Genomic DNA, 22,371 nt, shown 5'->3' with positions numbered 1-22,371 from the left:
CGATGGTTGCGGCTCAGCGGCTCGCCGCCTCGCTCAGCCGCCGATTGATCTTGGCCGCACTCGCCTTGAGCAATTCGGATGGCTTCTGGCCGGTCGCCGCACACAGGCAGGCCCAGTAATAGATGACGTCGCCGAGCTCATCGACGAGACCTGCCTGATCGAGCCAGTCGTCGCGCAGCAATTTCTTGATGTGCTCGGCGACCTCGCCGGATTCGCCGGCGAGGCCGAGACCGAGATAGGACAGCCGCTCGTTGGACGGATGCTCATCGACTTTCGCAATGCTCGCGGCCCAGGCCGCGTATTCATCGATCGTCATCGCCAGACCTCGCCGCGGTTTTTGGATCAGCCCACCACTTCCGTCACAGGCTGAAGATCGATCTCGAACGTCTCAAGGAATTTCGAGGTCATGATGTAGAAGCCGACCGAGAGCTGCAGTTCAACCAGCGCGGCCGGCGTCAACTTCGATGAGATCGCCTTGAAGGTCGCGTCCGTCGGCTTGTTCAGCTTGACGATCTCGTCGGTGAAGGCGAGCGCGGCGCGCTGTGTCTCGTCGAAGCAGTTAGCTGACTGCCAGGTCTCGAGCGCCTGGTTCTGCTCGTCGGTGACGCCGACATTCTTGCCGATGCGCTTGTGCGCGACGATCTCATACGGCGCCTCGCACAGAATTCCAGTGCGGGTAATCGCGAGCTCGCGCACGATGGGGTCAAGTTCGCCCTTGTGGCGGATGGCGCCGCCCAGGCGGCAGTACTGCTCGAAATAGCTCGGCGAATGCGACATCATCCGGAAGATGTTGGCATTGCGGTTCTTGTCGAGGATTTCGCGGGTGCGGTCGGATGCCTTGGACGGGTCGCTATAGTTGATGCGGGCCATGATTTTCCTGATCTTTTTGTCGAAGGCTTTCTCGGAGCCTTTGATGCTCTTTGTCGTTGCCGGCGAAAGTTCCCTGAAACTCTATTCGCGGAGAGACGCAGGAGCAACAACATCGAGTCAAAATGCCGCCGCATTGCTGATCGACCTTGGTACAGTCGATATTCGCTGCGTGGGGACTAGATCGCAGCGGATACTCGAAGTGGGGTGTTCCGAGTAAAATAATTGGCCGTCCTTGCGCTCGCCGCGCATCGATGAGTCACGCCCAAGTCTAGGGAGAAAAGGCATGAAGGAAGCCACCAAGGGGGCGGCCTCGGAGGCGCTCGCGCATATGCTGGCCGTGATGGCTATGCTCGTTATCGCCAGCATCTTGTTCTACGGGCGCTAGGTAGAGTTTTTTGCGTTTTCGTCATTCCGGGGTGGCTCTCGCACAGGCCAGGCCCAGAACTCCCGTTCCAGGCTCGGTCCCTTGGACCGCCCCCGAATGACGAATCCCACTATTTTCCCTTCGTGAAGAACGGCATCAGCTTTCCGGCAAACGGCTTAAAGCTCGCGACGACCTCGTCGCCGATGGCGAGATCATTCTCACCATGCGCCATCATGCGAAACCCTTCGGCGCAATCGACCAGCAGAATATTGTAGGGCACGTGCGCGCGCGTCTCAGGCGTGGCGGCACGGCAGACCAGCGATGTCGCGTACACCCTGCCCTTGCCGCTGGCGCGCGCCTCGCGCGGATCGGACATGCCGCAGGCCGCGCAGAAAGCGCGACGGAAATACTGCACATGGGCGCAGGCGGTGCAGGTCTGATAGGTGACCGCCTCTTCGCCCCTGGTCCAGTCCGCTAGACGCTCGCTCATCGCACCCGCTCCAAAAACATGCTGACGTGGGACGACAGCACGCCGCCGTCGCCGTGCAGCAGCGCGATCGAGGCGTCGCGCACTTGCCGATTCCCCGCCCGCCCCGTCATCTGCAGATGCGTTTCGACCAGATGCGCCATGGCGCCGCCAACGCCGCAATGGCCGTAGCTGAGCAAGCCACCGTGGGTGTTCAGCGGCATCGCGCCGTCGCGGCCGAAATGGCCTGATCGTACGCGGGCGGCTGCCTCGCCGCGCGCGGCAAGACCGAGGTCTTCCAGCAGCATCGCGAGCGTGATGGTAAAGCTGTCGTAGATGGCGGCGTAGCGCACGTCGGAGATCGCAAGGCCCGTGGCCTCCTTGGCGCGGGCGACGGAGATCTCGGCGCCGAGCTCACTGAGGGCGGGCGCAGCGGTGACATGCTGATGGGTATGCGCCTGGGCACAGCCGCGAATGCGTACGCCGGCCTCTCCCGTCCGCTCGCGGCTGATGACGAAGGCGGCGCCGCCGTCGGAGACCGGGCAGCAGTCGAGCAGTTTCAGCGGCATCGCCACGGGCTTCGAGGCCATGACGTCAGCGACCGTGATGGGATCGTGGAATTGCGCCCCGGGATGGGTGCCGGCGTGTGCGCGCATCAGCACCGCGAATTCGGCGAGGTCTTCTTCCGTCACGCCGTATTCGTGCATATAGCGGGTAGCGACGAGGCCGTAATAGGCGGGAATGGTCGGCCCCAGCGGCACCTCGTAGTCGGGATGGCCGACCTGCGCCAGCGCCTGGATCGAGGCATCGCGGCTCTGCCCGGTGAGTCGGTTCTCGCCGCCGACGACGAGCACGTTGCGGGCGACGCCTGCTTCGACGAGATGATGGGCGAGCATGGTCATCGCGAGGCCGGTCGCACCGCCGACCTGGACGGCGTGGGCGTAAGCCGGACGGATGCCAAAATGCTCGGCGAAGACAGTCGCCAGCATGATGTGCGGCGAGACGGTGGAGTAGCCGCAGAGGATGCCGTCGATCTCGGCGCGCTTGAGCTCCGCATCGTCGAGTGCGGCCTGCGCGGCTTTGCTCATCAGGTCGAGCGAGGATGAGCCTTCGTGCTTGCCGAAAGATGTGAGGCCGACGCCCGTGATGAAGCTCATGGCAGCACCTGTGCATCGTCATTCCGAGGCGGCGAACGGGTGACGCCGTCGCGGACCAGCGCGTCGATCTCGTCCGCGGAATAGCCGATCTCGCACAAAATCTCCGCGCCGTGCTCGTTGAGCCGCGGCGCCAGCCGCACCGGCTCGGCCTCGGTGTCCGACCAATTGGCCGTCACCTTCATGCTGCGGATCGGCCCTTCGGTCGGATGGTTTACGACCGGGAAGAAGTTCGTGGCGTCCAGATGCTCATCGTGCAGCATCGATGCGAGGTCGTGCATCGGCATCACAGGCACATCGGCGCTGGTGAGCAGGTCGATCCATTCCGCAGTGCTGCGCGTCTCGAAGATGCGCGCGAGTTCGGCATAGACGGCGTCGATGTTGGCGGCACGACCGGCAAAGCTCGCAAATTTCGGATCGGCGCGCAGATCGTCGCGGCCCGTCGCCTTGAAGAAGTTCTCCCACTGCTTGTCGTTGTAGACAATGACGCTGAGATAGCCGTCCGATGTCTTGTAGGGCCGGCGGTCGCGCGAGAGGTGGCGGGCGTAGCCGCCCTTGTCGAGCGGTGGCTCAAAGGTGAGCCCGCCCATGTGGTCGCCCATGACGAAGCCGGCCATGGTCTCGAACATCGGGATGTCGACGCGCTGGCCGCGTCCGGTGCGGTCGCGGTGCACGAGGCTGGCGCAGATCGCGCCGACGGCGGTGAGGCCGACAATGCGATCGACCAGCGCGTTCGGCACATAGCGCGGCACACCGTCACCGGTCTGCGCCATCAGCGCCGGCAGCGCGGTCGCGCCCTGGATCAGATCGTCATAGGCGGGCTTTGCGGCATACGGCCCGTCCTGGCCGAAGCCGAACACGCCGGCATAGACCAGACGCGGATTGATCTTGGACACAACGTCATAGCCGAGCTGGAGCCGTGCCATCGCCTGCGGACGGACGTTGTAGACGAGCACATCGGCGTCCTTCAGCAGCCGCAGCACGGCCTCGCGGCCGGCGGGCTTCTTCAAATCGAGACAGATCGAGCGCTTGCTGCGGTTGGTGTTGAGGAACACCGGGCCCATGCCGGCGTGACGCATCGGGCCGATCAGGCGGGTGACGTCGCCGTCGAGCGATTCCACCTTGATGATGTCAGCACCGTAGTCGCCGAGCATCTGGGTCGCATAGGGCCCCATCAGCACGGTTGTCATGTCGACGACCTTGATGCCCTTCAGCGGCCCCATTGGTTCGCTCCCGATTGCGCGGGGCTCTAGAAGCGGCCCCGCGATTTCGGTCCAGCTAAAGGCAGCAGCGCCGCGCGCGCAAGGGCGGCCGGCGTATGGCCGCATGCGCTGCGCGTCCGCTATTTCTTCTGGCGGGATTCACGGATCTTGATGAGACGGTCGAGTTCGTCGTTCTGCTGGTTGATGCGGTCGGCGATCCGCGACTCGTTCTGCTCGCCCGAGGCCGCCGCGGCCTGCTCGATGAGCTGCCTTATATTGTCCTCGAGGATCGCGATGCGGTCGTTGAGTGCATCCATCGACAGCGAGGCTTCGTAGTCATTGCTCATGATGCATTTCCCGCGAATCAATCAGAGCCATGGTGGGCAAAGCGAAGCGTGCCCACCATCTAGCGCAAACAAGTTGGCGGGCACGGCACTTGCGCGCCCTTCCCCACCCTACAAGGTCGGAGCTTACTTCAGCGGCTCCAGCACGGAGACGTAGTTGGCGACGGCCGCGCCCCCCATGTTGAAGATGCCGCCGAGTTTTGGGTTGTTGAGCTGCATGCCCTCGGGCGCCTGGCCTGCGAGCTGCATCGCGGTCATCACGTGCATAGAGACACCGGTGGCCCCGATCGGATGGCCCTTGGCCTTCAGCCCGCCGGACGGATTGACCGGCAGCTTGCCGTCCTTGAGCGTCCAGCCTTCCTTGATGGCGCGGGCGCCCTGCCCCCTCGGCGTCAGGCCCATCGCTTCGTACTCGATTAGCTCGGCGACGGTGAAGCAGTCATGGGTCTCGACGAAGGAGAGATCGGACAGCGTGACCCCGGCCTGCTCCAGCGCGCGCTGCCATGCGACCGTGCAGCCTTCGAACTGGAGGATGTCGCGCTTGGACATCGGCAAGAAATCCTGGGCGTGCGCGGTGGCGCGGAAGCCGATCGACTTGCTCATGGTCTTGGCGGTCTCGGCGTCGGCCAGCACCAGTGCGGCTGCGCCGTCGGAGACGAGCGAGCAATCAGTGCGCTTCAAGGGGCCGGCGACGTAAGGGTTCTTCTCGCTCTCGGCGCGGCAGAAATCGAAGCCAAAATCCTTGCGCATCTGGGCGTAGGGATTGGCGACGCCGTTCTTGTGGTTCTTGGCCGCGATCAGCGCCAGCGCATCGGACTGGTCGCCGTATTTCTGGAAATACGAGCTGGCGATCTTGCCGAACACGCCGGCGAAGCCGCCCACGGTGTCGCCGTCCTCAGGCAGGTAGGATGCCTTCAACAGGTTCTTGCCGATCTCCGGCCCCGGCGTGCGCGTCATCTGCTCGACGCCGACGACCAGCACGATCTTGGCCGCACCCGCAGCAATCGCACGCACGCCCTGATGCACGGCGGCGGATCCGGTGGCGCAGGCGTTCTCAACGCGGGTGGTCGGCTTGAATCGCAGCTTCGGGTCGGCCTGGAGCACCAGCGAGGCGGTAAAATCCTGCGGCGAGAAGCCGGCGTTGAAATGGCCGAGCACGATCTCATCGACCTCGGACGCGGAGATACCGGCATCCGCCATCGCCTCATTGGCGACGCGCGTGACGAGGCTTTCGACGGTTTCGGTGTCGAACTTGCCGAACGGCGTATGCGCCCATCCGACGATGCTGGCGGTCATGGTCTTTTCTCCCTACGGTCTCTTACTGACCTAAGTCTTAGCCCAGCGATGGCAAGACTTCACGAGGCTTTCAGGGCCTTGATCGTGCGCTGGCAGATGGCAGTTATGCCGGCCCAGTTTCCGGCCTTGATCTCCGCCGCCGGGCACAGCCAGGAACCGCCGACCGCAACCACGTTGGGCTCGGCAAGCCAGGTCGCCGCATTGGCCTCGCCGACGCCGCCGGTGGGGCAGAACCGAACGTTCGGGAACGGGCCGCCGAGCGCGCGCAGGCCCTTGATACCGCCGGCCTGCTCGGCCGGGAAGAATTTTGCCACGTCGAGGCCATGGGCCAGCGCCATCATCAGCTCGGACGCCGTGGCGATGCCCGGCGCGAACGGCAAGGAGCTGTCGGCGGCAACCTTAAGGAGATCCGGGGTCAGGCCCGGGCTGATGCCGAACGCGACGCCGAGCCTTTCGACACGGGCGAAGTCTGCCGGATTGAGGATCGTGCCGATGCCGACGATCGCCTCGGGTACTTCGGCCATCATCGCCCTCGCGGCCTCGATCGCAACAGGGGTGCGCATGGTCACCTCCAGCGTGCGGACGCCGCCGGCGACCAGCGCACGCGCCAGCGGCACAGCATCCTGGATACGCTCGATGGTGAGGACGGGAATGACGGTCGCGGCCTTGAAAAGCGCGACGAGATGGTTCTGTTGGGCGGTCGTGGTCATGGGTCTCGATCTTACTTGGTCGCTTGACGAGAGGTCGCCGGCCGGTGCCGCTTCTTCGGCGGCATGGCATAACCCGGAATGATGGCGCCGGAATAGCAGATCACGAGGCTGGCAAGGCGATGCCCGGCCTGGGCGGCCTCGACCGGGTCGGAACCGGCAAGCCGCGCCGCGATATAGGCTGCCGCGAAGCTGTCGCCGGCCGCCGTGGTGTCGACCACCGGCTTGGTCATGGGCTCGGCACGGACCTCGTGGGTCGCCCCGTGAAAGCGCAGCAGGCTGACCGGCTCGGCGAGCCGGAACACCAGCTCGGGGCTCGGGATGCGCGCCATCAGCTGGTCCTGGCTCTCGCCGGGATAGAGGGCGAGCAGATCCTCGGTCGAGGTCAGCACGATGTCGGCGGCCCCGAAGGCCGCTGCAAACACCTCACGCGCGACATCGCGGTCCGGCCACCCTCGCGCGCGAAAGTTGGTGTCGAACACGAAGCGGGTGCCGAGCAGGCGCGCGCGCTTGATCGCCGCGAACAGGCGCTCGCGTCCGGCCGCATCGTAGATCGAGAGCGTGATCGCAGAGAGATAGATGATGTCGTAGCTCATCAGCGAGTTGAGCAGCTCGTTCGTCTCCGGCAAGTCCATCAGCTGGCGCGCCGCCGCACTGTCGCGCCAGTGGAAGAACTGGCGCTCGCCCTTCGCATCCAGCTGGATCATGTAGAGGCCGGGCAGCTTGCCCGCCAACCGCGCGACACGCCTTGTGCCGACGCCCTCCGAGGTCCAGGCCGCGATCATCTCATCGCTCAGGGCATCGTCGCCAAGCGCGGTGAGATAATCGACCTTGATCTCGAGCCGCGCCAGATACACGGCCGTATTGAGGGTGTCTCCGCCGAAGCCGCGCGAGTACAGGCCACCGCCCTGCCCGGCAGACTGTCCCGAAGACTGTCCGCCCTGGGCCTGCCGAAGCTCGACCATGCATTCGCCGATGCAAGCAACGCTCGCCATCACTTTACCTGCTCAGTCAGAGATCAGGCGACGAAATTACCGCCGAGCTCGTCTTCGATGTGAATGCGGATGATGTCGTCGAAGGTCTTTTCCTCGGTGGTGAAGCCGAGCTCGAGCGACCGCTTGGCATTGAAGTTGCGCGGCCAGCCGCCGACGATGCCGACGATGAAGGGATCGGGCTCCCGCTTGATGCGGGCGGCGACCTTGTCGCCCGCGACACGCTTCAGCGCAGCGATCTGCTCGCCGACCGTCGCCGACAGGCCCGGCATGGTCAAATTGCGGCGCGGACCGACGGTGGCGAGATCCATGGTGCCGGCATGCAGCAGGAAGCCGACGGCGGACCGCGGCGTGGCGTGCCAGTGACGGACGTCCTCGGAGACCGGCAGCACGACCTCCTTGCCGGCGAGCGGCTCGCGCAGAATGCTGGAGAAGAAGCCCGATGCCGCCTTGTTGGGCAGGCCGGGCCGGATGCAGATGGTCGGCAGGCGAATGCCGATGCCATCGAGGAAGCCGCGGCGCGAATAGTCGGCCAGCAGCAGTTCGCCGATCGCCTTCTGGGTGCCGTAGCTCAACAGCGGCGTGTGGAAGAACTCGTCGCCGATCGCCTCGGGGAACGGCGCGCCGAACACCGCGATCGAGGAGGTGAACACCACGCGCGGCTTGTAGCCGCCGCCAGCAAGCCTGACCGCGTCGAGCAGCATCCGCGTGCCGTCGAGATTGATGCGGTAGCCCTTGTCGAAATCGAGTTCGGCTTCGCCCGACACGATCGCGGCGAGATGGAAGATCACGTCCGGGCGGCCGGCGATCAGCTTTTCGGCGGCGCCGGGGACGGCGAAGTCGCTCGATACCGTCTCGACGGCAAAACCGGCCTTTTCCGGCGTCTTCGGCTCGACCACGTCATGCATGGTGAGCTTGGTGATGTCGCTCTTGCCGAGCCGGCCGTCGCGCAGCAGCCGTTCACACAATTTGCGGCCGACCATGCCGGCGGCGCCCAGAACCAGAATGTGCAAGAGCCTACTCCTTTTTATTGGCGCGCTGCCCTCAGCGCGCCCTCATTGCGGCCCCGCGATCATTCCTTCACGGCGCCGGTCATCGCCGACACATAATACTCCACGAAGAAGGAATAAAGGATAACTACGGGGACCGAGCCGGTCAGTGCCGCCGCCATCAGTGCGCCCCAATGGTAGACGTCGCCGTTGACGAGCTCGGTGATCGCGCCGACGGGGATCGTCTTGTTCTCGGACGAGGAGATGAAGGTCAGCGCGTAGATGAACTCGTTCCAGGACAACGTGAAAGCGAAGATGCCCGCCGAGATCACCCCCGGCAGCGACAGCGGCAGCGTGATCTTGGTCAGAATCTGGATCCGCGTCGCCCCGTCGATCAGCGCACACTCCTCCAGCTCATAGGGGATGGTGCGGAAATAGCCCATCAGGAGCCAGGTGCAGAACGGGATCAGGAAGGTCGGATAGGTCAGGATCAGCGCCAGATTGCCGTCGAACAGGCCGAGCTGAAACACGATCGCCGCCAGCGGAATGAACAGAATCGAGGGCGGCACGAGATAGCCGAGGAAGATTGCAAGGCCGATATAGCGCGAGCCTTTGTAGCGCAGACGTTCGATCGCATACGCGGCGCACACGCTGGCAAACAGCGAGATGAAGGTCGAGGACACCGAGACGATCACCGTGTTCCACATCCAGAGCGGATAGTCGGTGTCGAAGAACAGCTTCTTGATGTGCTCCAGCGTCGGATGCACGATCCAGAACGGATTGTACCTCTCGTAGTCGTACATCTCCGCGTCCGGCTTGAACGTCGCGATCGCCATCCAGTAGAACGGGAACAGCAGCAAGAAGATGATCAGACCGAGCGGAAGGTAGACGCGGAGAAATTTCCGCGGGAAGCTCTCGAGGTAGTCCATTCCGACGCTTTGGTCGTCCGCTGTGCTCATGGTCAGTCCCTCCCGCCCTGCTGCCAGCGGGAACGCTGAAGCCCGAAAAAGCTGAGCAGGATCGCCGCGACCAGGAACGGAATCATCGCGTTCGAGATCGCCGCGCCCTCGCCGAGATTGCCGCCGGTGATGGCGCGCTGGAACGATAGCGTCGCCATCAGATGGGTGGCGTTGATCGGCCCGCCCCGCGTGATGGTGTAGATCAACTGGAAGTCGGTGAAGGTCATCAGCACCGAGAACGTCATCACCACCGCGATGATCGGCGACAGCATCGGCAGCGTGATGTGGCGGAAGCGCTGCAGATTGGTGGCGCCGTCGAGATTGGCGGCCTCGTAGAGCGAGGGCGAGATGGTTTGTAATCCCGCCAGCAGCGTGATCGCCACGAAGGGCACGCCGCGCCAGATGTTGGCGGCGACGACCGACCAGCGCGCATTCCAGGGATCGCCGAGGAAATCGATGTAGTGCGTGATCAGGCCGGCCTTGAGCAGCACCCAGGAAATGATCGAGAACTGGCTGTCATAGATCCACCAGAACGCGATCGCGGAGAGCACCGTCGGCACCACGAAGGGCAATAGCACGATGGCGCGGACGATCGACTTGAACGGCAGCCGCTCGTTGAGCAGCAGCGCCAGGTAAAGTCCGATCGCGAATTTCACGGCGCTGGCGGCGACAGTGTAGAAGATGGTGTTGAACACCGACAGCCAGAACACCGAGTCCTTGGAGAGCGAGACGAAGTTCTGGAACCCGATGTAGCGCCCGGCTCCGCCGATCTTGGTATCGGTCATGCCGAGCCAGAAGCCCAGCGCCAGCGGGTAAGCCAGAAACAGGATGAGAATCGCGATCGCCGGCACCATGAACATCGCGCCGAGGAAATTTCGGCTCTCGAATGCTCTGGTCCACAAGCTGCTGCGCTTGACATGCGCGGCAACGGGCTCGGCCATAACTGCCATGTCGGACTCCCCTCAACGAAAAGTCGCGGCGTCCGGCGAACCGGACGCCGCGTAGATTGGAACTGATCAGACCTGGTAGTAACGCTTGGCGCGCTCGGCCGCGCGTGCGGCTGCCTGCTTTGGCGTCACGGAGCCCGACGCCGCCTCGGCGAACATGTCGACGACGACGAAGTCGCCCATCACGGCGGCGGAGGCATAGCCGAGATCGCCGGCATAGCCGTTGTCGCGGCAACGCTTCAGGCAGTCCCGATACGGCGTGATCTTCGGATCCGACGTCCACACCGGGTTGTCGTTGTAGGCCGGAAGCGGCGGCGAGACGTAGCCGTTGGAGGAGACCTCCCAGGCGTCGTAGTTCGCCTTGTCCATCATGAATTTGATGTATTCCTTGACCGCCTTGGGATACTTCGAGTGCTTGTAACCGTAATAGACAAGCACGTTCTGCTGCTCGGTCGACACGCCGACCGGCCCGATCGGCATCGGCGCGTGGTTCATGTCCTTGGCGATCTCCTGCTGCTTCGGATCGGTCGAGTTCTTTCCGACGGTCCAGATCGAGATGCCGTTCAGCGTCAGGCTGAGTTCGCCGTTGAGGAACGCCTTGTTGTTGTTCGAGTCGTTCCACGACAGCACGCCGGGGATGAAGGTCTCGTAGAGCTGCTTGACGTATTCGAGCGCGGCGATCGTCTCCGGCGAGTCGATCACGACCTCGTTCTTGTCGTTGACGACCTTGCCGCCGAATGCCCACAGCGCCCACTGGCACCAGCCGTTGGCGTCGCCCGTGGCGTGGCCGAGCGCGAAGCCGGCCGGCGTGTTGTTCTTCTTCAGGGCCTGGCACAGCTTGAGGAAGCCGGCGGTGTCCTTGGGGAATTCATCGAAGCCGGCCGCCTTCACGTGGCTGATGCGGTAGTTCAGGCAGCCGCCGGTCGCGCCCTGCGGAATGGCGATCCAGCTGTTGCCCTTCTTGCCGTAGCGTTCGGCAACCGGATACCAGCCGCCATACTGCGCGCCGAGATAGTCGGCGACATCGGTCACATCGATCAGCTTTTCCGGGAACTTATGGGGATCATCGAGCGTGCCGATGATCAGGTCGGGACCGGCGCCGACATTGGCCGCGACCGCGGCCTTCGGCCTGATGTCCTCCCAGCTCTCGGCCTCGAGCTTGACCTTGACGCCGGTCTTCTCGGAGAACGCCTTGGTCTGCTCGGCGAACTTGTCGAACTCGGCCTGGATGAATTGCTTCCAGCGCAGCACGCGGATGGAGGCGTTCGGCTCCGGCGTGTTGGTCCAGGTCGCCGCACGCACCGGGACGATGCCCGGGCCAGCCAGCAACGCCGCGCCACCGAGGCCGACTTTAAGCACACTTCGCCTGTCGAAATCGCTCATCGTTCTCTCCCTAAATTTTATATTTTGTATTGGGTAGTCTTGTGTTGGGTCTTCTTGGGCAGTCGTTCGGCGTCGCTACACGCGTTTGCCCGTCGCCTCGTCGAACAGATGAACCACTGCAGGATCGGGCTTCAGCTTGACCTTGTCACCCGGATTGAATTGGTGACGTTCGCGGAAGACCGCGACGACCTGCTCACCACCGAGCTTCGCAAACACCTGCGTTTCGGAGCCGGTCGGCTCGACCACGACGATCTCGGCGTCGGCGCCGTCGTCGGCGATGGTGAAATGCTCGGGCCGCACGCCGTAAACGACGGGACGGCCGTCGGACGCCGCCGGCGCGTTCTTGAGCGGCAGCTTGACGCCGTTCGGACCCTCGAAGGTCGCAACGCCGTTGACGCGCACATGACCCTTCAGGAAGTTCATGGAGGGCGAGCCGATGAAGCCGGCGACGAACTGGTTGTCGGGCTTGTCGTAGAGTTCGAGCGGCGTGCCCATCTGCTCGACGATGCCGTCATGCATGACGACGATCTTGTCGGCCATGGTCATGGCCTCGATCTGGTCGTGGGTGACATAGACGGTCGTTGTCTTCAGCCGCTGGTGCAGTTCCTTGATCTCGGTGCGCATCGCGACGCGCAGCTTGGCGTCGAGGTTCGACAAAGGTTCGTCGAACAGGAACACCTGCGGATCGCGCACGATGGCGCGGCCCATGGCGACGCGCTGGCGCTGGCCGCCGGAGAGCTGGCGCGGGTAACGCTCGAGCAGCGGCGACAGCGCGAGAATTTCGGCGGCGCGCTTGACGCGCTTGTTGATCTCGTCGGTGCTCTCGCCCCGCAGCTTCATCGAGAAGCCCATGTTCTCGCCGACCGTCATGTGCGGATAGAGCGCGTAGTTCTGGAACACCATCGCAATGTCCCGCTCCTTGGGCTGGACATTGTTGACGACGCGGTCGCCGATCGAGATCGTGCCGGAGGTGATGTTCTCGAGGCCCGCGAGCATGCGCAGAAGCGTCGACTTGCCGCAGCCGGAGGGACCAACCAGGACGACGAACTGGCCGTCCTCGATCGGAATCGAAACGCCGTGCAGGACTTCAAAATTGCCGAACGATTTCCGCACGTCGCGGATTTGCACAGACGACATCTAGCTCCCTCCTCGAAAGTCCACGACGCATCTTGCGCCGCGACCGTCTTGTTTTTTCAGACTTCACCGAACGAAGCCCAACCTTAGCGGGGGACATTGTCGGCAGTTTGTGCGGTTTTGGCAATTTGTCTTTGGTTAGTCTGTGCTGGTAGCGCTGTCAACGTTCCTTTGTTTGCGACAGTGAGTGTGTTAAGAGCAGCAAATGGGTCGAAAACGCACCAAGTCAGGCAAAATCCGGCTGGCGGAAGTCGCCGAACTGGCCGGCGTCAGCCCGATCACAGCGTCCCGCTTCTTCCGCAATCCCGAGGCGCTGTCGGTCGCCAAGCGGACACGGGTCGAGAGCGCGGCCAAGGAGCTCGGCTATGTGCCCAACCTGGCGGCACGCGCGTTGGCCTCGCAGCGCACCGAAGTGATCGGCGTCTTGATTCCGTCACTGACCAACAACGTGTTCTCCGACGTGCTGCGCGGCATCTATGACGCCTCCGAAAGCAGCCGTTACTCGATTCAGTTGTCCAATACACGCTACAGTATTCTCCAGGAGGAGAAGCTGCTGCGTCTGTTTCTCGCGCAGAAGCCGGCCGGACTGATCGTCACCGGCATCGACCAGACCGCGGAATCGCGCGCGATGCTCGATGCCGCCGACTGCCCGATTGTGCAGATCATGGAGATCGGACCCAATCCGGTCGACATGATGATCGGCTTTTCGCACTATGACGCAGCCCGCGCGGCGATCGCGCACCTGTTCGCGCAAGGTCACCGCAAGATCGGCTTCGTCGGCGCGCGGATGGATCCACGGGTGCAGCGGCGGCTCGACGGATACGTCTCGGCCATGAAGGACGCTGGACTGTTCGAGCAACGCCTCGTCGTCACGACGGCAACACCGACCTCGGTGACGCTCGGCGCCGCCCTTTTCACCGACCTCCTGGCGCAGGAGCCCGGCATGGACGCGGTGTTCTGCGCGAATGACGACCTCGCGCTCGGCGTGCTGTTCGAATGCAGGCGCCGGGAGATTGCGATACCCGAACAGATCGCGATCGTCGGCTTCAACGATCTCGAATTCATGGCGTCCACCGTGCCGACCCTCTCCAGCGTGCGCACCAACCGCTACGAGATGGGCAACACGGCCGCGGCCATGCTGATCGAGGCGATCGACGGGCGGCGCCCGCAGCATCCGGTGCTCGATCTCGGCTTCAAGGTGATAGAGCGGCAAAGCTCCTCGGCGCGGCGTTCGGACAACAGGCCGGCGGTTTCAGGCGCGGGCGCTGCGAACAAATTGGTAGCGTTACCAAGTGGCCATGACTAGTATCGGATTTGTGAGGAAACGACCCGCCAGCGGGCAGGCAAATCATCACTCGCGCCGTTGGGCATCGCACAAGCCGACACCATAAAACGGACACCAGTGCGTTTGCATTGCAGGAGAAACCAATGACAAAAAAACCAACCAATGGGCATGCCCCCGCCGAGAACGGCGCTCGGCGCCACCTTCGCTCGCAGGAATGGTTCAACAATCCGCATAACCCGGGCATGACCGCGCTCTATCTGGAGCGCTATTTGAACTACGGTCTGACCCGCGCCGAGCTTCAGTCCGGCAAGCCGATCATCGGCATTGCACAAACCGGCAACGACCTCTCACCCTGCAACCGCCACCATATCGAGCTTGCTCATCGCGTCCGCGAAGGCATCCGCGAGGCCGGCGGCATTGCGATGGAATTCCCGACCCATCCGATCCAGGAGACCGGCAAGCGCCCGACCGCGGCGCTCGACCGCAACCTCGCTTATCTCGGCCTGGTCGAGATCCTCTACGGCTATCCGCTCGACGGCGTGGTGCTGACCACCGGCTGCGACAAGACCACGCCGGCCTGCATGATGGCGGCCGCGACCGTCAACCTGCCCGCGATCGTGCTGTCGGGCGGCCCGATGCTGAACGGCTGGCACAATGGCGAGCGCACCGGCTCCGGCACCATCGTCTGGAAATCGCGCGAGCGGCTCGCCGCAGGCGAGATCGACTATGAGGAATTCATGGAGATCGTGGCGTCATCGGCGCCCTCGGTCGGCCATTGCAACACCATGGGCACCGCCTCGACCATGAACGGGCTTGCGGAAGCGCTCGGCTTCTCGCTACCGGGCTGTGCGGCGATCCCCGCGCCTTATCGCGAGCGCGGCCAGATTGCCTATGAGACGGGCAAGCGCGCCGTCGAGATGGTCTGGGAGGACCTAAAGCCCTCGGACATCCTGACCCGCGAGGCGTTCGAGAACTGCATCGTGATCAACTCGGCAATCGGCGGCTCGACTAACGCGCCGATCCACATCAACGCGCTGGCGCGCCACATCGGCGTGGAGCTCTCGATCGACGACTGGCAGAAGGTCGGCCACGACGTGCCGCTGCTGGTCAACATGCAGCCGGCCGGCTTCTATCTCGGCGAGGAATTCCATCGCGCCGGCGGCATACCGGCGGTGGTGCGCGAATTGATGAAGCACAAGCGCATCCACGAGAACGCGGTCACCGTGAACGGCCGCGGCATCGGCGAGAACTGCGCCAATGCGGCAAAGCCCGACAACGACGTGATCTGGAATTACGACAAGCCGCTGGTCAAGGACGCCGGGTTCCTGGTGCTGCGCGGCAATCTGTTCGATTCAGCGATCATGAAGACCAGCGTGATCTCCAAGGAGTTTCGCGACCGCTATCTCAGCAACCCCAAGGACCTCAACGCCTTCGAGGGCCGCGCCATCGTGTTCGAGGGTCCCGAGGACTATCACGAGCGGATCGACGATGCCTCGCTGGACATCGACGAGCATTGCGTGCTGTTCGTCCGCGGCACCGGGCCGATCGGCTATCCCGGCGGCGCCGAGGTCGTGAACATGCAGCCGCCGGCGGCGTTGATCAAACGCGGCATCCTCGCCCTGCCCTGCATCGGTGACGGCCGCCAGTCCGGCACATCGGGCTCGCCCTCGATCCTCAACGCCTCGCCGGAAGCTGCCGCCAATGGCGGGCTGGCGATCCTCAGGAACGGCGACAAGGTGCGCATCGACCTCAACAAGGGCAGCGCCAACATTCTCATCTCCGACGACGAGGTGAAGAAGCGCCATGCCGAACTGGCGGCCAATGGCGGCTTCAAGCATCCGCCGAACCAGACGCCGTGGCAGGAGCTTTATCGCAACACCGTCGGCCAGCAGTCGACCGGCGCCTGCATGGAGTTGGCGACACGCTACCAGAACGTCGCCGGCACGTTTGGTGTCGCGCGGGATAATCACTAACCACTCGTCATTGCGAGGAGCGAAGCGACGAAGCGATCCAGACTGCCTCCGAGGCAAGATTCTGGATTGCTTCGCTTCGCTCGCAATGACGGCTCGAAATTCCAATGCAAGGTGAGGAGAATTACAAATGGCAGACCGCCTCAAAGGAAAGCGTGCCGTCATCACGGCTGCAGCGGCAGGCATCGGACGCGCATGCGCCATCGCATTCGCGCGTGAAGGCGCGACCGTGATCGCCACCGACATCAACGAGAGCGGCATCACGGGCCTGGCCAAGGAAGGCATTGCCGAGACGGCGAAGCTCGACGTTCGCAACACCGCCGACGTCAATGCCTTCGCCAAGCGCGTCGGCAAGGTCGACATCCTGCTGAATGCGGCGGGCTTCGTGCATCACGGCACCATCCTGGAGTGCTCGGAAGAGGACTTTGATTTCTCGTTCGACCTCAACGTCAAGTCGATGCACCGGACCATCAGGGCATTCCTGCCGGACATGCTCGCGGGCGGCGGTGGCAGCATCGTCAACATCTCCTCCTGCGCGGCGCTGCGGCCGCCGGCCAATCGCTACGTCTACAGCTCCTCGAAGGCCGCGGTGTCCCTGCTGACGCGCGCGGTCGCGCTCGACTTCATCACCAAGGGTATCCGCTGCAACAGCATCTGCCCCGGCACCGTCGAGACGCCCTCGATGCTCGACCGCGCTGCCGCGCAAGGCCCGCAGGGCAAGGAGATGTTCGTCTCCCGCCAGAAGATGGGCCGGCTCGGCACCGCCGACGAGATCGCGTCGATGGCGATCTATCTCGGCAGTGACGAGAGCGCCTTCACCACCGGCGTCGACCTCGTCGTCGACGGCGGCTACATGCTCTGATTAGTCCTCATCCCGAGGAGCCGCGACAGCGGCGTCTCGAGGGATGGACCACGGGCTCAATGGTTCGAGACGCGCGCCAAGTGCGCGCTCCTCACCATGAGGGATAGATGAAGGGATTTCGCGATGAACAAGATCGATCTCAACGGCCGCGTCGCCATCGTCACCGGCGGCGCGCAGGGCTTTGGCCGCGCCATAACCCAGCGTTTTGTCGATTCCGGCGCCGAGGTCGCGATCTGGGATTTTGACGCCGCGCTGGCCGAGAAGACGGCGAAGGAGATCGGCGACAGCGTCCGCATCTTCAAAGTCGACGTCACCGATACCGCAGCCGTCGAGCAGGCCCGCGATGCGACGCTTGCCGCCTTCGGCAAGATCGACATCCTCGTCAACAATGCGGGCATCGCCGGCGTCAACAAACCGGTCTGGGAAACCGATCTCGAGGAATGGCGCAAGGTGCTGCGCATCAACCTCGACGGTCCCTTTATCGTCTGCAAGGCGATCGTCCCCACGATGCTCAAGCAGAAATACGGGCGCATCGTCAACATCGCCTCGATCGCCGGCAAGGAAGGCAATCCGAACGCCTCGCACTATTCGGCCTCCAAGGCCGGCCTGATCGCGCTGACGAAGTCGCTCGGCAAGGAATTGGCGGCGCATGACATCCTCGTCAACGCGGTGACACCCGCGGCTGCGAAGACCGCGATCTTCGACCAGATGACGCAGCAGCATATCGACTTCATGCTGTCGAAAATCCCCAAAGCGCGCTTCGTGCTGGTGGAAGAGCTCGCCGCGATGGCGGCCTGGCTCGCATCGGAGGACTGCGCGTTCTCGACCGGCGCCGTGTTCGACATCTCCGGCGGGCGGGCAACATACTGAGGGCATCATGATCAGAGAAGGCGGCTGCCTCTGCGGCGCGGTGCGGTTCAAGGCGGAAGGCGAGCCGCTCAACGTTCGCATCTGCCATTGCCGCATGTGCCAGAAGGCAATGGGCTCGCCCTACTTCGTCCGCGCGCAGTTCGACCAGCGCGCCCTGACCATCGAGGGTGACACCGCCCGCTATGCGTCGTCCGAGAACATCGATCGCGTGTTCTGCAAACGCTGCGGCACGCGCCTGTTCTCATGGCGGCGCAACGGCACGCTGGCGGGCGTCGCACTCACCACGTTCGATGATCGCAACGCCTTCGCGCCGACCGAGCACATCTGGGTCTCGGAGAAGCTCGCCTGGCTGAAGCTCGACGACGGGCTGACGCAGTATCCGGGCACGATCCCGGCGTGAATTTTGGGGGCAGCATAGCGGCTTCGGGGCCACGCGGATCATTTGCAGCGTGGCATTTCGGAACCGGCCACCCTATGTTGAGGTGAAGCGTTGCTGCACCACCGGTTTGGCTGGGTCGGCTGCATGACCACAGGCAAACCGGGACGGACGAGCCGTGAACATTTCTTTCTATGACATATCGGTGTGGGTGCTGCCGCTGGTGCTCGCCATCACCTTCCACGAGGCCGCGCACGCCTTCGTCGCATACCGTCTCGGTGACACCACGGCCTGGCAGCTCGGCCGCGTCAGCTTCAACCCGCTCAAGCATATCGACCCATTCGGCACCGTAATCCTGCCGGCGATGCTGCTGTTTGCGCATTCGCCGTTCCTGTTCGGCTATGCCAAGCCGGTACCGGTGAATTATCGCAACCTCAACCATCCCCGGCTCGACATGGTCTGGGTGGCGTTGGCCGGGCCCGTCACCAACATCCTGCTGGCGCTCGTCGCAGCTCTTGCCCTGCACGCCCTGCCCTGGGTGCCGGCCAGCTCGGCGCAGTGGATCTTCGACAACCTCAAGAATGCGCTGTTGATCAACGCGGTGCTGGCGGTGTTCAATATGATGCCGATTCCGCCGCTCGATGGCGGGCGTGTCGCGGTCGGGCTGTTGCCCCGGCCTCTCGCCCTGCCGCTGGCCCGGCTTGAGCCGTTCGGGATGCTGATCCTGATCGGTCTCTTGATCCTGCTGCCGCTGGCGGGCTCCCAGTTCGGTCTAAATCTTGATGTTATTTCAGCAATACTGCGAACGTTGACCGGTTATGTGATTCAGACTGTTCTCATTCTGACCGGCAATGCGTAGTTGAACAGCCACACACCCGAACACAAGCCGAAGGGCTCGAGGCCGACTTGGTCAAAGCTGCCGATATGCTGATCGCGCGACGCGCCGACACCCGCGCCCGCGCCGATTTTGCCACCTGGAAGATGATGGCCAAGCTCAACGGGTCGTCCGCGCTGCCTCCGGAAGCGCAGGAGTTCCTCGTCAGCTACAAGAACATGCTGGCGCAGATGAACGAGGGCGAGGCCACAGAGGCCATCATCGGCGTGATCTACAAGGCCTATTATTCCGAGATGGGCGGCGCAGGAACCCCGCCCGACGTCCGTCCCCGGGCGCCTGAAACGGCGTCGGACAATGTTACCGCCTTCCGCCGCCCAGAACCGAAGCCGAAAAAGGTCAGTTTCTTCGGGACAGCGACCGCAGGCGCAACCCAGAAACGTCCGCTTCCGGTGGCGCTGATCTTCGCCTGCCTGGTCGTTGTCTATGTCGCGATCAGGCTCTACTGGCGCTGAGCCGCCTTCTTCTTTTTCTTGGCGTCCGGCGGCGTGAAGATGATGTCGACGGTGCGCTCGAACCGGTCTTCGGTCAGCCCGGCCGGCGGCTGCGGGACGGGATCGGACTTGCGGACGATCGAGATCGCGGCCGTATCGTAAGCTGCATCCCCGGACGACTCCACGACGTCGACCGAAAGCACGTTGCCCCGTCGGTTGATCGCGAAGGAAACCTTGACCTTCTGATTGTTGGGCTGCTTCCCCTCCGGATTGACCTTGTGGGCCGTGAGGTGCGCGCTGATCTTGCGATTCCAGTCGGCCGTGAGCTTCAGCATGTCCTTGCCGATGCCAAGCACAGGCGCCAGCGCCTTCTCGGCCTCGCGGGCGTCCTCATCGAGTGTCTGCCGCGCCGTCGCAACGGACTGCGGCGAGGCCTCCGCAGCGGGGGTTTCAATCGCCGCGATCTTCGGGTCCTCGTCCTGCGGCTTCTTCGAGATGTTTTCGGTGACGACCCGATCGGGATCGTCGACCTGTTGCGACTGATCCTTCGGAAGCTCGGTTTCCTTGGTCTCGGCTTTTTGCTCGGGAAGCGCCTGCTGCTCCTGCATCGCTTCACTGTCCGGTCCGGGCGGAAGATCGGTGTCAGGCGCCTTCGGCGAGGCCATCTCGACGGCGAACTCCGCGCCGGCTGCCCCCAGGCCATCGTCGCCGTCATCGGTTTGTAAATGGGCCAGCGCGAGCGCGGCACCACCCAGATGCAGCGCGAGCGCTGCCACCGCTGCCAAAATCCAAAGCTTCCGGGGTGGTCTGGGTTCGTCCGACATAGCGGGCCTCTAAGGCTGAGCGGCGCCTGCCGCAGGCGCCCCCGGAGCGCCTTCCAGCGCAACCAGCTTCACCCGCGAATAGCCGCCTGCGCGCAACAGCTCCATGACGCCCATCAACTCGCCATACGGCACCGAGCGATCAGCGCGCAGGAAGACATACTTGTCCTTGCTCATGTCCGACAGGCCGTCGAGGGTGCCGATCAACTCGGCGCGGTGAACCGGATTCTCTCCGATCGCAAGCGTCAAATCGGGCTTGATGCTGAGATAGGTCGGCTTGTCCGGCTTCTTCTGCGGCGTCGCGCTCGACGTCGGCAAATCGATCGGCAGGTCGACCGTGGAGAGCGGCGCTGCGACCATGAAGATGATCAGCAGCACCAGGATGACGTCGATGAACGGCGTGACGTTGATCTCATGCGTCTCGCCGAAATCATCGTCGTCGTCATTGTCTGCGAGCGAAACGCCCATGGTTCACTCCGCCGCGCGCGAATGCACGCTGCCGTGGCTGCGGTCGAGATCGCGCGAGAGCAGCCGCCCCGCCGCGCCCGAGGCACGGCTGACGAGTTCGAGATAGCTCTTCGTCACGCGCGAGAAGTAGTTGTAGATGATGACGGCGGGAATGGCGGCGACAAGGCCGATCGCGGTCGCGAGCAGCGCCTCGGCGATGCCGGGCGCGACCACGGCGAGATTCGTGGTCTGCGACTTCGAGATGCCGATGAAGCTGTTCATGATGCCCCACACCGTGCCGAACAGGCCGACGAAGGGCGACGTGGAGCCGATGGTCGCGAGCACACCCATGCCGACGCGGATGCGCCGCGCCTCCGCGCGCACGATCTCGGAGAAGCTCGAGGCGGCCCTCTCCTTGATGCCGGTATCGCTGGACAGGCCGGCCGACATCCGCGCCTCGCGTAGCGCCGCCGCCAGGAACGACGGCAGGATGCCCTCCTTGGAGCCGAGTGCCATCTGCGCTTCCGCGAGCGAGCGCGCCTCCGCAATCTTCTTCAGGGCCGAACGAAGCTTGGTCGAGGCAACCGACAGCTCGATCGACTTGGCGATCAGCACCGTCCAGGTCATCAGCGATGCGAAGGCGAGCCCGATCATCACCGCCTTCACGATGATGTCCGCCGACTGGAACATCACCCAGGGCGACAGTTCCTTCATGGCCGGCGCGATGCCGACCGCCGCATCGGGCTTTGCCGCCGCCGGCGCGGCGGCTGAGGGAGCCGCGGCGGGCGCGGCCGGCTGAGCTGTCGATTGGACCGGCGTCGCCGGCGGGCTTTGTGTCTGGGCAGAAACAGGCGATGCGAGCCAGGCGGCCGCCAACATCAAGGCTGCGGCAACGCTTGCTTGGAAGGACATGATCTTCATACTTCGGCCCAGTAGCGAATGAGGTTGTGATAGATACCCGTCAATTTGACCGTTTCGGGATCGTCACGCCCGAGCCGTTCCACCAGCGCCTGAATCGCGGTGTCGAGGTCAAAGATCATGCTCCGGGCTTGATCGTCCCGTATCATGCTCTGAAGCCAGAAGAAAGACGCAACCCGCGTTCCCCTCGTCACCGGGGTGACGAGATGGAGGCTGGTCGAGGGATAGAGCACGCAGTCCCCGGCTGGCAACTTGACTTCGTGCGAACCGTAGCTGTCCTCGATCACAAGTTCGCCACCGTCGTACTCCTCCGGCTCGGCCAGGAACAAGGTGACCGACAGGTCTGTACGGATGCGAAGGCCGGTCAGGCGGTCGCCGCGGATGGCATTGTCGACATGCAGCCCAAAATGGTGGCCGCTGCTGGCCGCATAGCGGTTGAATAACGGCGGGAAAATCTGGAGCGGAATTGCCGCCGCGATGAAGCGCGGGTTCGACGTCAGCGCCGAGATGATGCGGTTGCCGAGTTTTCGCGCGATCTCGCTGTCCGGCGGCAATTGCTCGTTGCGCTTGACCATCGCCGACTGCGAGCCGGCGGTGGAGCGCCCGTCTTCCCATTCGCTGGCGTCCATGATGCGGCGGAAATCCGCCACATCATCCTTGCTCAAAACGCCTTCAATGCATGTCAGCAT

General features: G+C 63.7%; 26 protein-coding genes. 8 read left to right on the top strand and 18 right to left on the bottom strand.

Annotation, left to right across the window (positions count from 1 at the left end):
* Nucleotides 1-13: 13 nt before the first annotated feature.
* On the bottom strand, nucleotides 14-316 hold the full coding sequence (locus IVB27_RS32185) for a nucleoside triphosphate pyrophosphohydrolase family protein (RefSeq protein WP_211396345.1): 303 nt from the start codon (nucleotides 314-316) through the stop codon (nucleotides 14-16).
* A 26-nt stretch (nucleotides 317-342) separates the two neighbouring features.
* The gene (locus tag IVB27_RS32180; RefSeq protein ID WP_247446812.1) at nucleotides 343-870 is read right to left on the bottom strand and encodes a carboxymuconolactone decarboxylase family protein; all 528 of its coding nucleotides are present in this window, start codon (nucleotides 868-870) and stop codon (nucleotides 343-345) included.
* Here IVB27_RS32180 and IVB27_RS32175 point away from each other — a divergent pair.
* Nucleotides 869-1,087: a hypothetical protein gene (locus IVB27_RS32175; protein ID WP_247446811.1), complete on the top strand. Its 219-nt coding sequence runs from the start codon at nucleotides 869-871 to the stop codon at nucleotides 1,085-1,087. The genes IVB27_RS32180 and IVB27_RS32175 overlap by 2 nt on opposite strands.
* Before the next feature lie 277 nt (nucleotides 1,088-1,364).
* Here the strand turns inward: IVB27_RS32175 and IVB27_RS32170 are convergent, their stop codons facing one another.
* The 12 genes from IVB27_RS32170 to IVB27_RS32115 form a co-directional block, all read right to left on the bottom strand.
* Entirely contained in the window at nucleotides 1,365-1,724 is a 360-nt protein-coding gene (locus tag IVB27_RS32170; protein ID WP_247446810.1) for a Zn-ribbon domain-containing OB-fold protein, read from the bottom strand.
* A complete protein-coding gene (locus IVB27_RS32165; RefSeq protein ID WP_247446809.1) occupies nucleotides 1,721-2,857 on the bottom strand; it encodes a thiolase family protein in 1,137 nt (378 codons plus the stop codon). Before IVB27_RS32165 ends, IVB27_RS32170 begins: the two co-directional genes overlap by 4 nt.
* Nucleotides 2,854-4,077, bottom strand: a complete 1,224-nt coding sequence (locus tag IVB27_RS32160; protein WP_247446808.1) for a CaiB/BaiF CoA transferase family protein — start codon at nucleotides 4,075-4,077, stop codon at nucleotides 2,854-2,856. The genes IVB27_RS32165 and IVB27_RS32160 overlap by 4 nt, the downstream gene beginning before the upstream one ends.
* Before the next feature lie 119 nt (nucleotides 4,078-4,196).
* Nucleotides 4,197-4,403, bottom strand: coding sequence for a hypothetical protein (locus tag IVB27_RS32155; protein WP_247446807.1), 207 nt, complete (start codon nucleotides 4,401-4,403; stop codon nucleotides 4,197-4,199).
* A 123-nt stretch (nucleotides 4,404-4,526) separates the two neighbouring features.
* A complete protein-coding gene (locus tag IVB27_RS32150) occupies nucleotides 4,527-5,696 on the bottom strand; it encodes an acetyl-CoA acetyltransferase (protein WP_247446806.1) in 1,170 nt (389 codons plus the stop codon).
* Nucleotides 5,697-5,755: 59 nt separating this feature from the next.
* Nucleotides 5,756-6,406 (bottom strand): bifunctional 4-hydroxy-2-oxoglutarate aldolase/2-dehydro-3-deoxy-phosphogluconate aldolase, encoded by a 651-nt coding sequence (locus tag IVB27_RS32145; RefSeq protein ID WP_247446805.1) that lies wholly within the window; start codon nucleotides 6,404-6,406, stop codon nucleotides 5,756-5,758.
* A gap of 11 nt (nucleotides 6,407-6,417) precedes the next feature.
* Nucleotides 6,418-7,398, bottom strand: coding sequence for a sugar kinase (locus IVB27_RS32140; protein ID WP_247446804.1), 981 nt, complete (start codon nucleotides 7,396-7,398; stop codon nucleotides 6,418-6,420).
* A 23-nt stretch (nucleotides 7,399-7,421) separates the two neighbouring features.
* Nucleotides 7,422-8,408, bottom strand: coding sequence for a D-erythronate dehydrogenase (gene denD / locus IVB27_RS32135; protein ID WP_247446803.1), 987 nt, complete (start codon nucleotides 8,406-8,408; stop codon nucleotides 7,422-7,424).
* Nucleotides 8,409-8,467: 59 nt separating this feature from the next.
* The gene (locus IVB27_RS32130) at nucleotides 8,468-9,343 is read right to left on the bottom strand and encodes a carbohydrate ABC transporter permease (protein ID WP_247345880.1); all 876 of its coding nucleotides are present in this window, start codon (nucleotides 9,341-9,343) and stop codon (nucleotides 8,468-8,470) included.
* Between the two features lie 2 nt (nucleotides 9,344-9,345).
* The gene (locus tag IVB27_RS32125) at nucleotides 9,346-10,293 is read right to left on the bottom strand and encodes a carbohydrate ABC transporter permease (protein ID WP_247446802.1); all 948 of its coding nucleotides are present in this window, start codon (nucleotides 10,291-10,293) and stop codon (nucleotides 9,346-9,348) included.
* A 66-nt stretch (nucleotides 10,294-10,359) separates the two neighbouring features.
* Nucleotides 10,360-11,673, bottom strand: a complete 1,314-nt coding sequence (locus tag IVB27_RS32120; protein ID WP_247446801.1) for an ABC transporter substrate-binding protein — start codon at nucleotides 11,671-11,673, stop codon at nucleotides 10,360-10,362.
* Nucleotides 11,674-11,748: 75 nt separating this feature from the next.
* Nucleotides 11,749-12,810 carry an ABC transporter ATP-binding protein gene (locus IVB27_RS32115; RefSeq protein ID WP_247446800.1) on the bottom strand — a complete coding sequence of 354 codons (1,062 nt, stop codon included), beginning with the start codon at nucleotides 12,808-12,810 and terminating at the stop codon, nucleotides 11,749-11,751.
* Between the two features lie 202 nt (nucleotides 12,811-13,012).
* On the opposite strand from IVB27_RS32115, the gene gntR reads away from it, so the two are divergent.
* The 7 genes from gntR (at nucleotide 13,013) to IVB27_RS32080 (ending at nucleotide 19,517) form a co-directional block, all read left to right on the top strand.
* Nucleotides 13,013-14,113: an HTH-type transcriptional regulator GntR gene (gene gntR / locus IVB27_RS32110; RefSeq protein ID WP_247345870.1), complete on the top strand. Its 1,101-nt coding sequence runs from the start codon at nucleotides 13,013-13,015 to the stop codon at nucleotides 14,111-14,113.
* Between the two features lie 122 nt (nucleotides 14,114-14,235).
* Nucleotides 14,236-16,065 (top strand): IlvD/Edd family dehydratase, encoded by a 1,830-nt coding sequence (locus IVB27_RS32105; RefSeq protein ID WP_247345867.1) that lies wholly within the window; start codon nucleotides 14,236-14,238, stop codon nucleotides 16,063-16,065.
* A gap of 127 nt (nucleotides 16,066-16,192) precedes the next feature.
* Entirely contained in the window at nucleotides 16,193-16,924 is a 732-nt protein-coding gene (locus IVB27_RS32100; protein WP_247446799.1) for an SDR family oxidoreductase, read from the top strand.
* 123 nt (nucleotides 16,925-17,047) lie between these two features.
* Nucleotides 17,048-17,794, top strand: coding sequence for an SDR family NAD(P)-dependent oxidoreductase (locus IVB27_RS32095; protein ID WP_247345861.1), 747 nt, complete (start codon nucleotides 17,048-17,050; stop codon nucleotides 17,792-17,794).
* A 7-nt stretch (nucleotides 17,795-17,801) separates the two neighbouring features.
* Nucleotides 17,802-18,194: a GFA family protein gene (locus IVB27_RS32090; RefSeq protein WP_247345858.1), complete on the top strand. Its 393-nt coding sequence runs from the start codon at nucleotides 17,802-17,804 to the stop codon at nucleotides 18,192-18,194.
* A 154-nt stretch (nucleotides 18,195-18,348) separates the two neighbouring features.
* Complete coding sequence (locus IVB27_RS32085; RefSeq protein WP_247446798.1) at nucleotides 18,349-19,029, top strand: site-2 protease family protein; 681 nt, start codon at nucleotides 18,349-18,351, stop codon at nucleotides 19,027-19,029.
* A 65-nt stretch (nucleotides 19,030-19,094) separates the two neighbouring features.
* Complete coding sequence (locus IVB27_RS32080) at nucleotides 19,095-19,517, top strand: hypothetical protein (RefSeq protein WP_247447001.1); 423 nt, start codon at nucleotides 19,095-19,097, stop codon at nucleotides 19,515-19,517.
* Here the strand turns inward: IVB27_RS32080 and IVB27_RS32075 are convergent.
* From IVB27_RS32075 to IVB27_RS32060, 4 genes are read right to left on the bottom strand one after another with little or no spacing between them, the layout of a single operon-like run.
* Nucleotides 19,505-20,320: a TonB family protein gene (locus IVB27_RS32075; protein ID WP_247446797.1), complete on the bottom strand. Its 816-nt coding sequence runs from the start codon at nucleotides 20,318-20,320 to the stop codon at nucleotides 19,505-19,507. The genes IVB27_RS32080 and IVB27_RS32075 overlap by 13 nt on opposite strands.
* 9 nt (nucleotides 20,321-20,329) lie before the next feature.
* Nucleotides 20,330-20,785, bottom strand: a complete 456-nt coding sequence (exbD, locus tag IVB27_RS32070) for a TonB system transport protein ExbD (protein WP_247446796.1) — start codon at nucleotides 20,783-20,785, stop codon at nucleotides 20,330-20,332.
* 3 nt (nucleotides 20,786-20,788) lie between these two features.
* Nucleotides 20,789-21,685 (bottom strand): tonB-system energizer ExbB, encoded by an 897-nt coding sequence (gene exbB / locus IVB27_RS32065; protein WP_247446794.1) that lies wholly within the window; start codon nucleotides 21,683-21,685, stop codon nucleotides 20,789-20,791.
* Nucleotides 21,682-22,371, bottom strand: coding sequence for a Fe2+-dependent dioxygenase (locus IVB27_RS32060; protein ID WP_247446793.1), 690 nt, complete (start codon nucleotides 22,369-22,371; stop codon nucleotides 21,682-21,684). Before IVB27_RS32060 ends, exbB begins: the two co-directional genes overlap by 4 nt.

It is taken from the genome of Bradyrhizobium sp. 197 (assembly GCF_023073375.1).
Taxonomy (GTDB): domain Bacteria; phylum Pseudomonadota; class Alphaproteobacteria; order Rhizobiales; family Xanthobacteraceae; genus Bradyrhizobium.
This window is presented reverse-complemented; position numbering and strand designations above follow the sequence as displayed.

What these genes read in the sequence shown, in the direction of transcription:
- gntR (WP_247345870.1), top strand. Translation starts at nt 13,013, where the DNA reads ATGGGTCGAAAACGCACCAAGTCAGGCAAAATCCGGCTGGCGGAAGTC.
- IVB27_RS32140 (WP_247446804.1), bottom strand. Translation starts at nt 7,398, where the DNA reads ATGGCGAGCGTTGCTTGCATCGGCGAATGCATGGTCGAGCTTCGGCAG.
- IVB27_RS32155 (WP_247446807.1), bottom strand. Translation starts at nt 4,403, where the DNA reads ATGAGCAATGACTACGAAGCCTCGCTGTCGATGGATGCACTCAACGAC.
- IVB27_RS32075 (WP_247446797.1), bottom strand. Translation starts at nt 20,320, where the DNA reads ATGTCGGACGAACCCAGACCACCCCGGAAGCTTTGGATTTTGGCAGCG.
- IVB27_RS32145 (WP_247446805.1), bottom strand. Translation starts at nt 6,406, where the DNA reads ATGACCACGACCGCCCAACAGAACCATCTCGTCGCGCTTTTCAAGGCC.
- IVB27_RS32170 (WP_247446810.1), bottom strand. Translation starts at nt 1,724, where the DNA reads ATGAGCGAGCGTCTAGCGGACTGGACCAGGGGCGAAGAGGCGGTCACC.
- IVB27_RS32125 (WP_247446802.1), bottom strand. Translation starts at nt 10,293, where the DNA reads ATGGCAGTTATGGCCGAGCCCGTTGCCGCGCATGTCAAGCGCAGCAGC.
- IVB27_RS32090 (WP_247345858.1), top strand. Translation starts at nt 17,802, where the DNA reads ATGATCAGAGAAGGCGGCTGCCTCTGCGGCGCGGTGCGGTTCAAGGCG.
- IVB27_RS32150 (WP_247446806.1), bottom strand. Translation starts at nt 5,696, where the DNA reads ATGACCGCCAGCATCGTCGGATGGGCGCATACGCCGTTCGGCAAGTTC.
- IVB27_RS32105 (WP_247345867.1), top strand. Translation starts at nt 14,236, where the DNA reads ATGACAAAAAAACCAACCAATGGGCATGCCCCCGCCGAGAACGGCGCT.
- IVB27_RS32120 (WP_247446801.1), bottom strand. Translation starts at nt 11,673, where the DNA reads ATGAGCGATTTCGACAGGCGAAGTGTGCTTAAAGTCGGCCTCGGTGGC.
- exbD (WP_247446796.1), bottom strand. Translation starts at nt 20,785, where the DNA reads ATGGGCGTTTCGCTCGCAGACAATGACGACGACGATGATTTCGGCGAG.
- IVB27_RS32130 (WP_247345880.1), bottom strand. Translation starts at nt 9,343, where the DNA reads ATGAGCACAGCGGACGACCAAAGCGTCGGAATGGACTACCTCGAGAGC.
- exbB (WP_247446794.1), bottom strand. Translation starts at nt 21,685, where the DNA reads ATGAAGATCATGTCCTTCCAAGCAAGCGTTGCCGCAGCCTTGATGTTG.
- IVB27_RS32080 (WP_247447001.1), top strand. Translation starts at nt 19,095, where the DNA reads ATGCTGATCGCGCGACGCGCCGACACCCGCGCCCGCGCCGATTTTGCC.
- IVB27_RS32060 (WP_247446793.1), bottom strand. Translation starts at nt 22,371, where the DNA reads ATGCTGACATGCATTGAAGGCGTTTTGAGCAAGGATGATGTGGCGGAT.
- IVB27_RS32185 (WP_211396345.1), bottom strand. Translation starts at nt 316, where the DNA reads ATGACGATCGATGAATACGCGGCCTGGGCCGCGAGCATTGCGAAAGTC.
- IVB27_RS32180 (WP_247446812.1), bottom strand. Translation starts at nt 870, where the DNA reads ATGGCCCGCATCAACTATAGCGACCCGTCCAAGGCATCCGACCGCACC.
- IVB27_RS32160 (WP_247446808.1), bottom strand. Translation starts at nt 4,077, where the DNA reads ATGGGGCCGCTGAAGGGCATCAAGGTCGTCGACATGACAACCGTGCTG.
- IVB27_RS32115 (WP_247446800.1), bottom strand. Translation starts at nt 12,810, where the DNA reads ATGTCGTCTGTGCAAATCCGCGACGTGCGGAAATCGTTCGGCAATTTT.
- IVB27_RS32165 (WP_247446809.1), bottom strand. Translation starts at nt 2,857, where the DNA reads ATGAGCTTCATCACGGGCGTCGGCCTCACATCTTTCGGCAAGCACGAA.
- IVB27_RS32100 (WP_247446799.1), top strand. Translation starts at nt 16,193, where the DNA reads ATGGCAGACCGCCTCAAAGGAAAGCGTGCCGTCATCACGGCTGCAGCG.
- IVB27_RS32175 (WP_247446811.1), top strand. Translation starts at nt 869, where the DNA reads ATGATTTTCCTGATCTTTTTGTCGAAGGCTTTCTCGGAGCCTTTGATG.
- IVB27_RS32095 (WP_247345861.1), top strand. Translation starts at nt 17,048, where the DNA reads ATGAACAAGATCGATCTCAACGGCCGCGTCGCCATCGTCACCGGCGGC.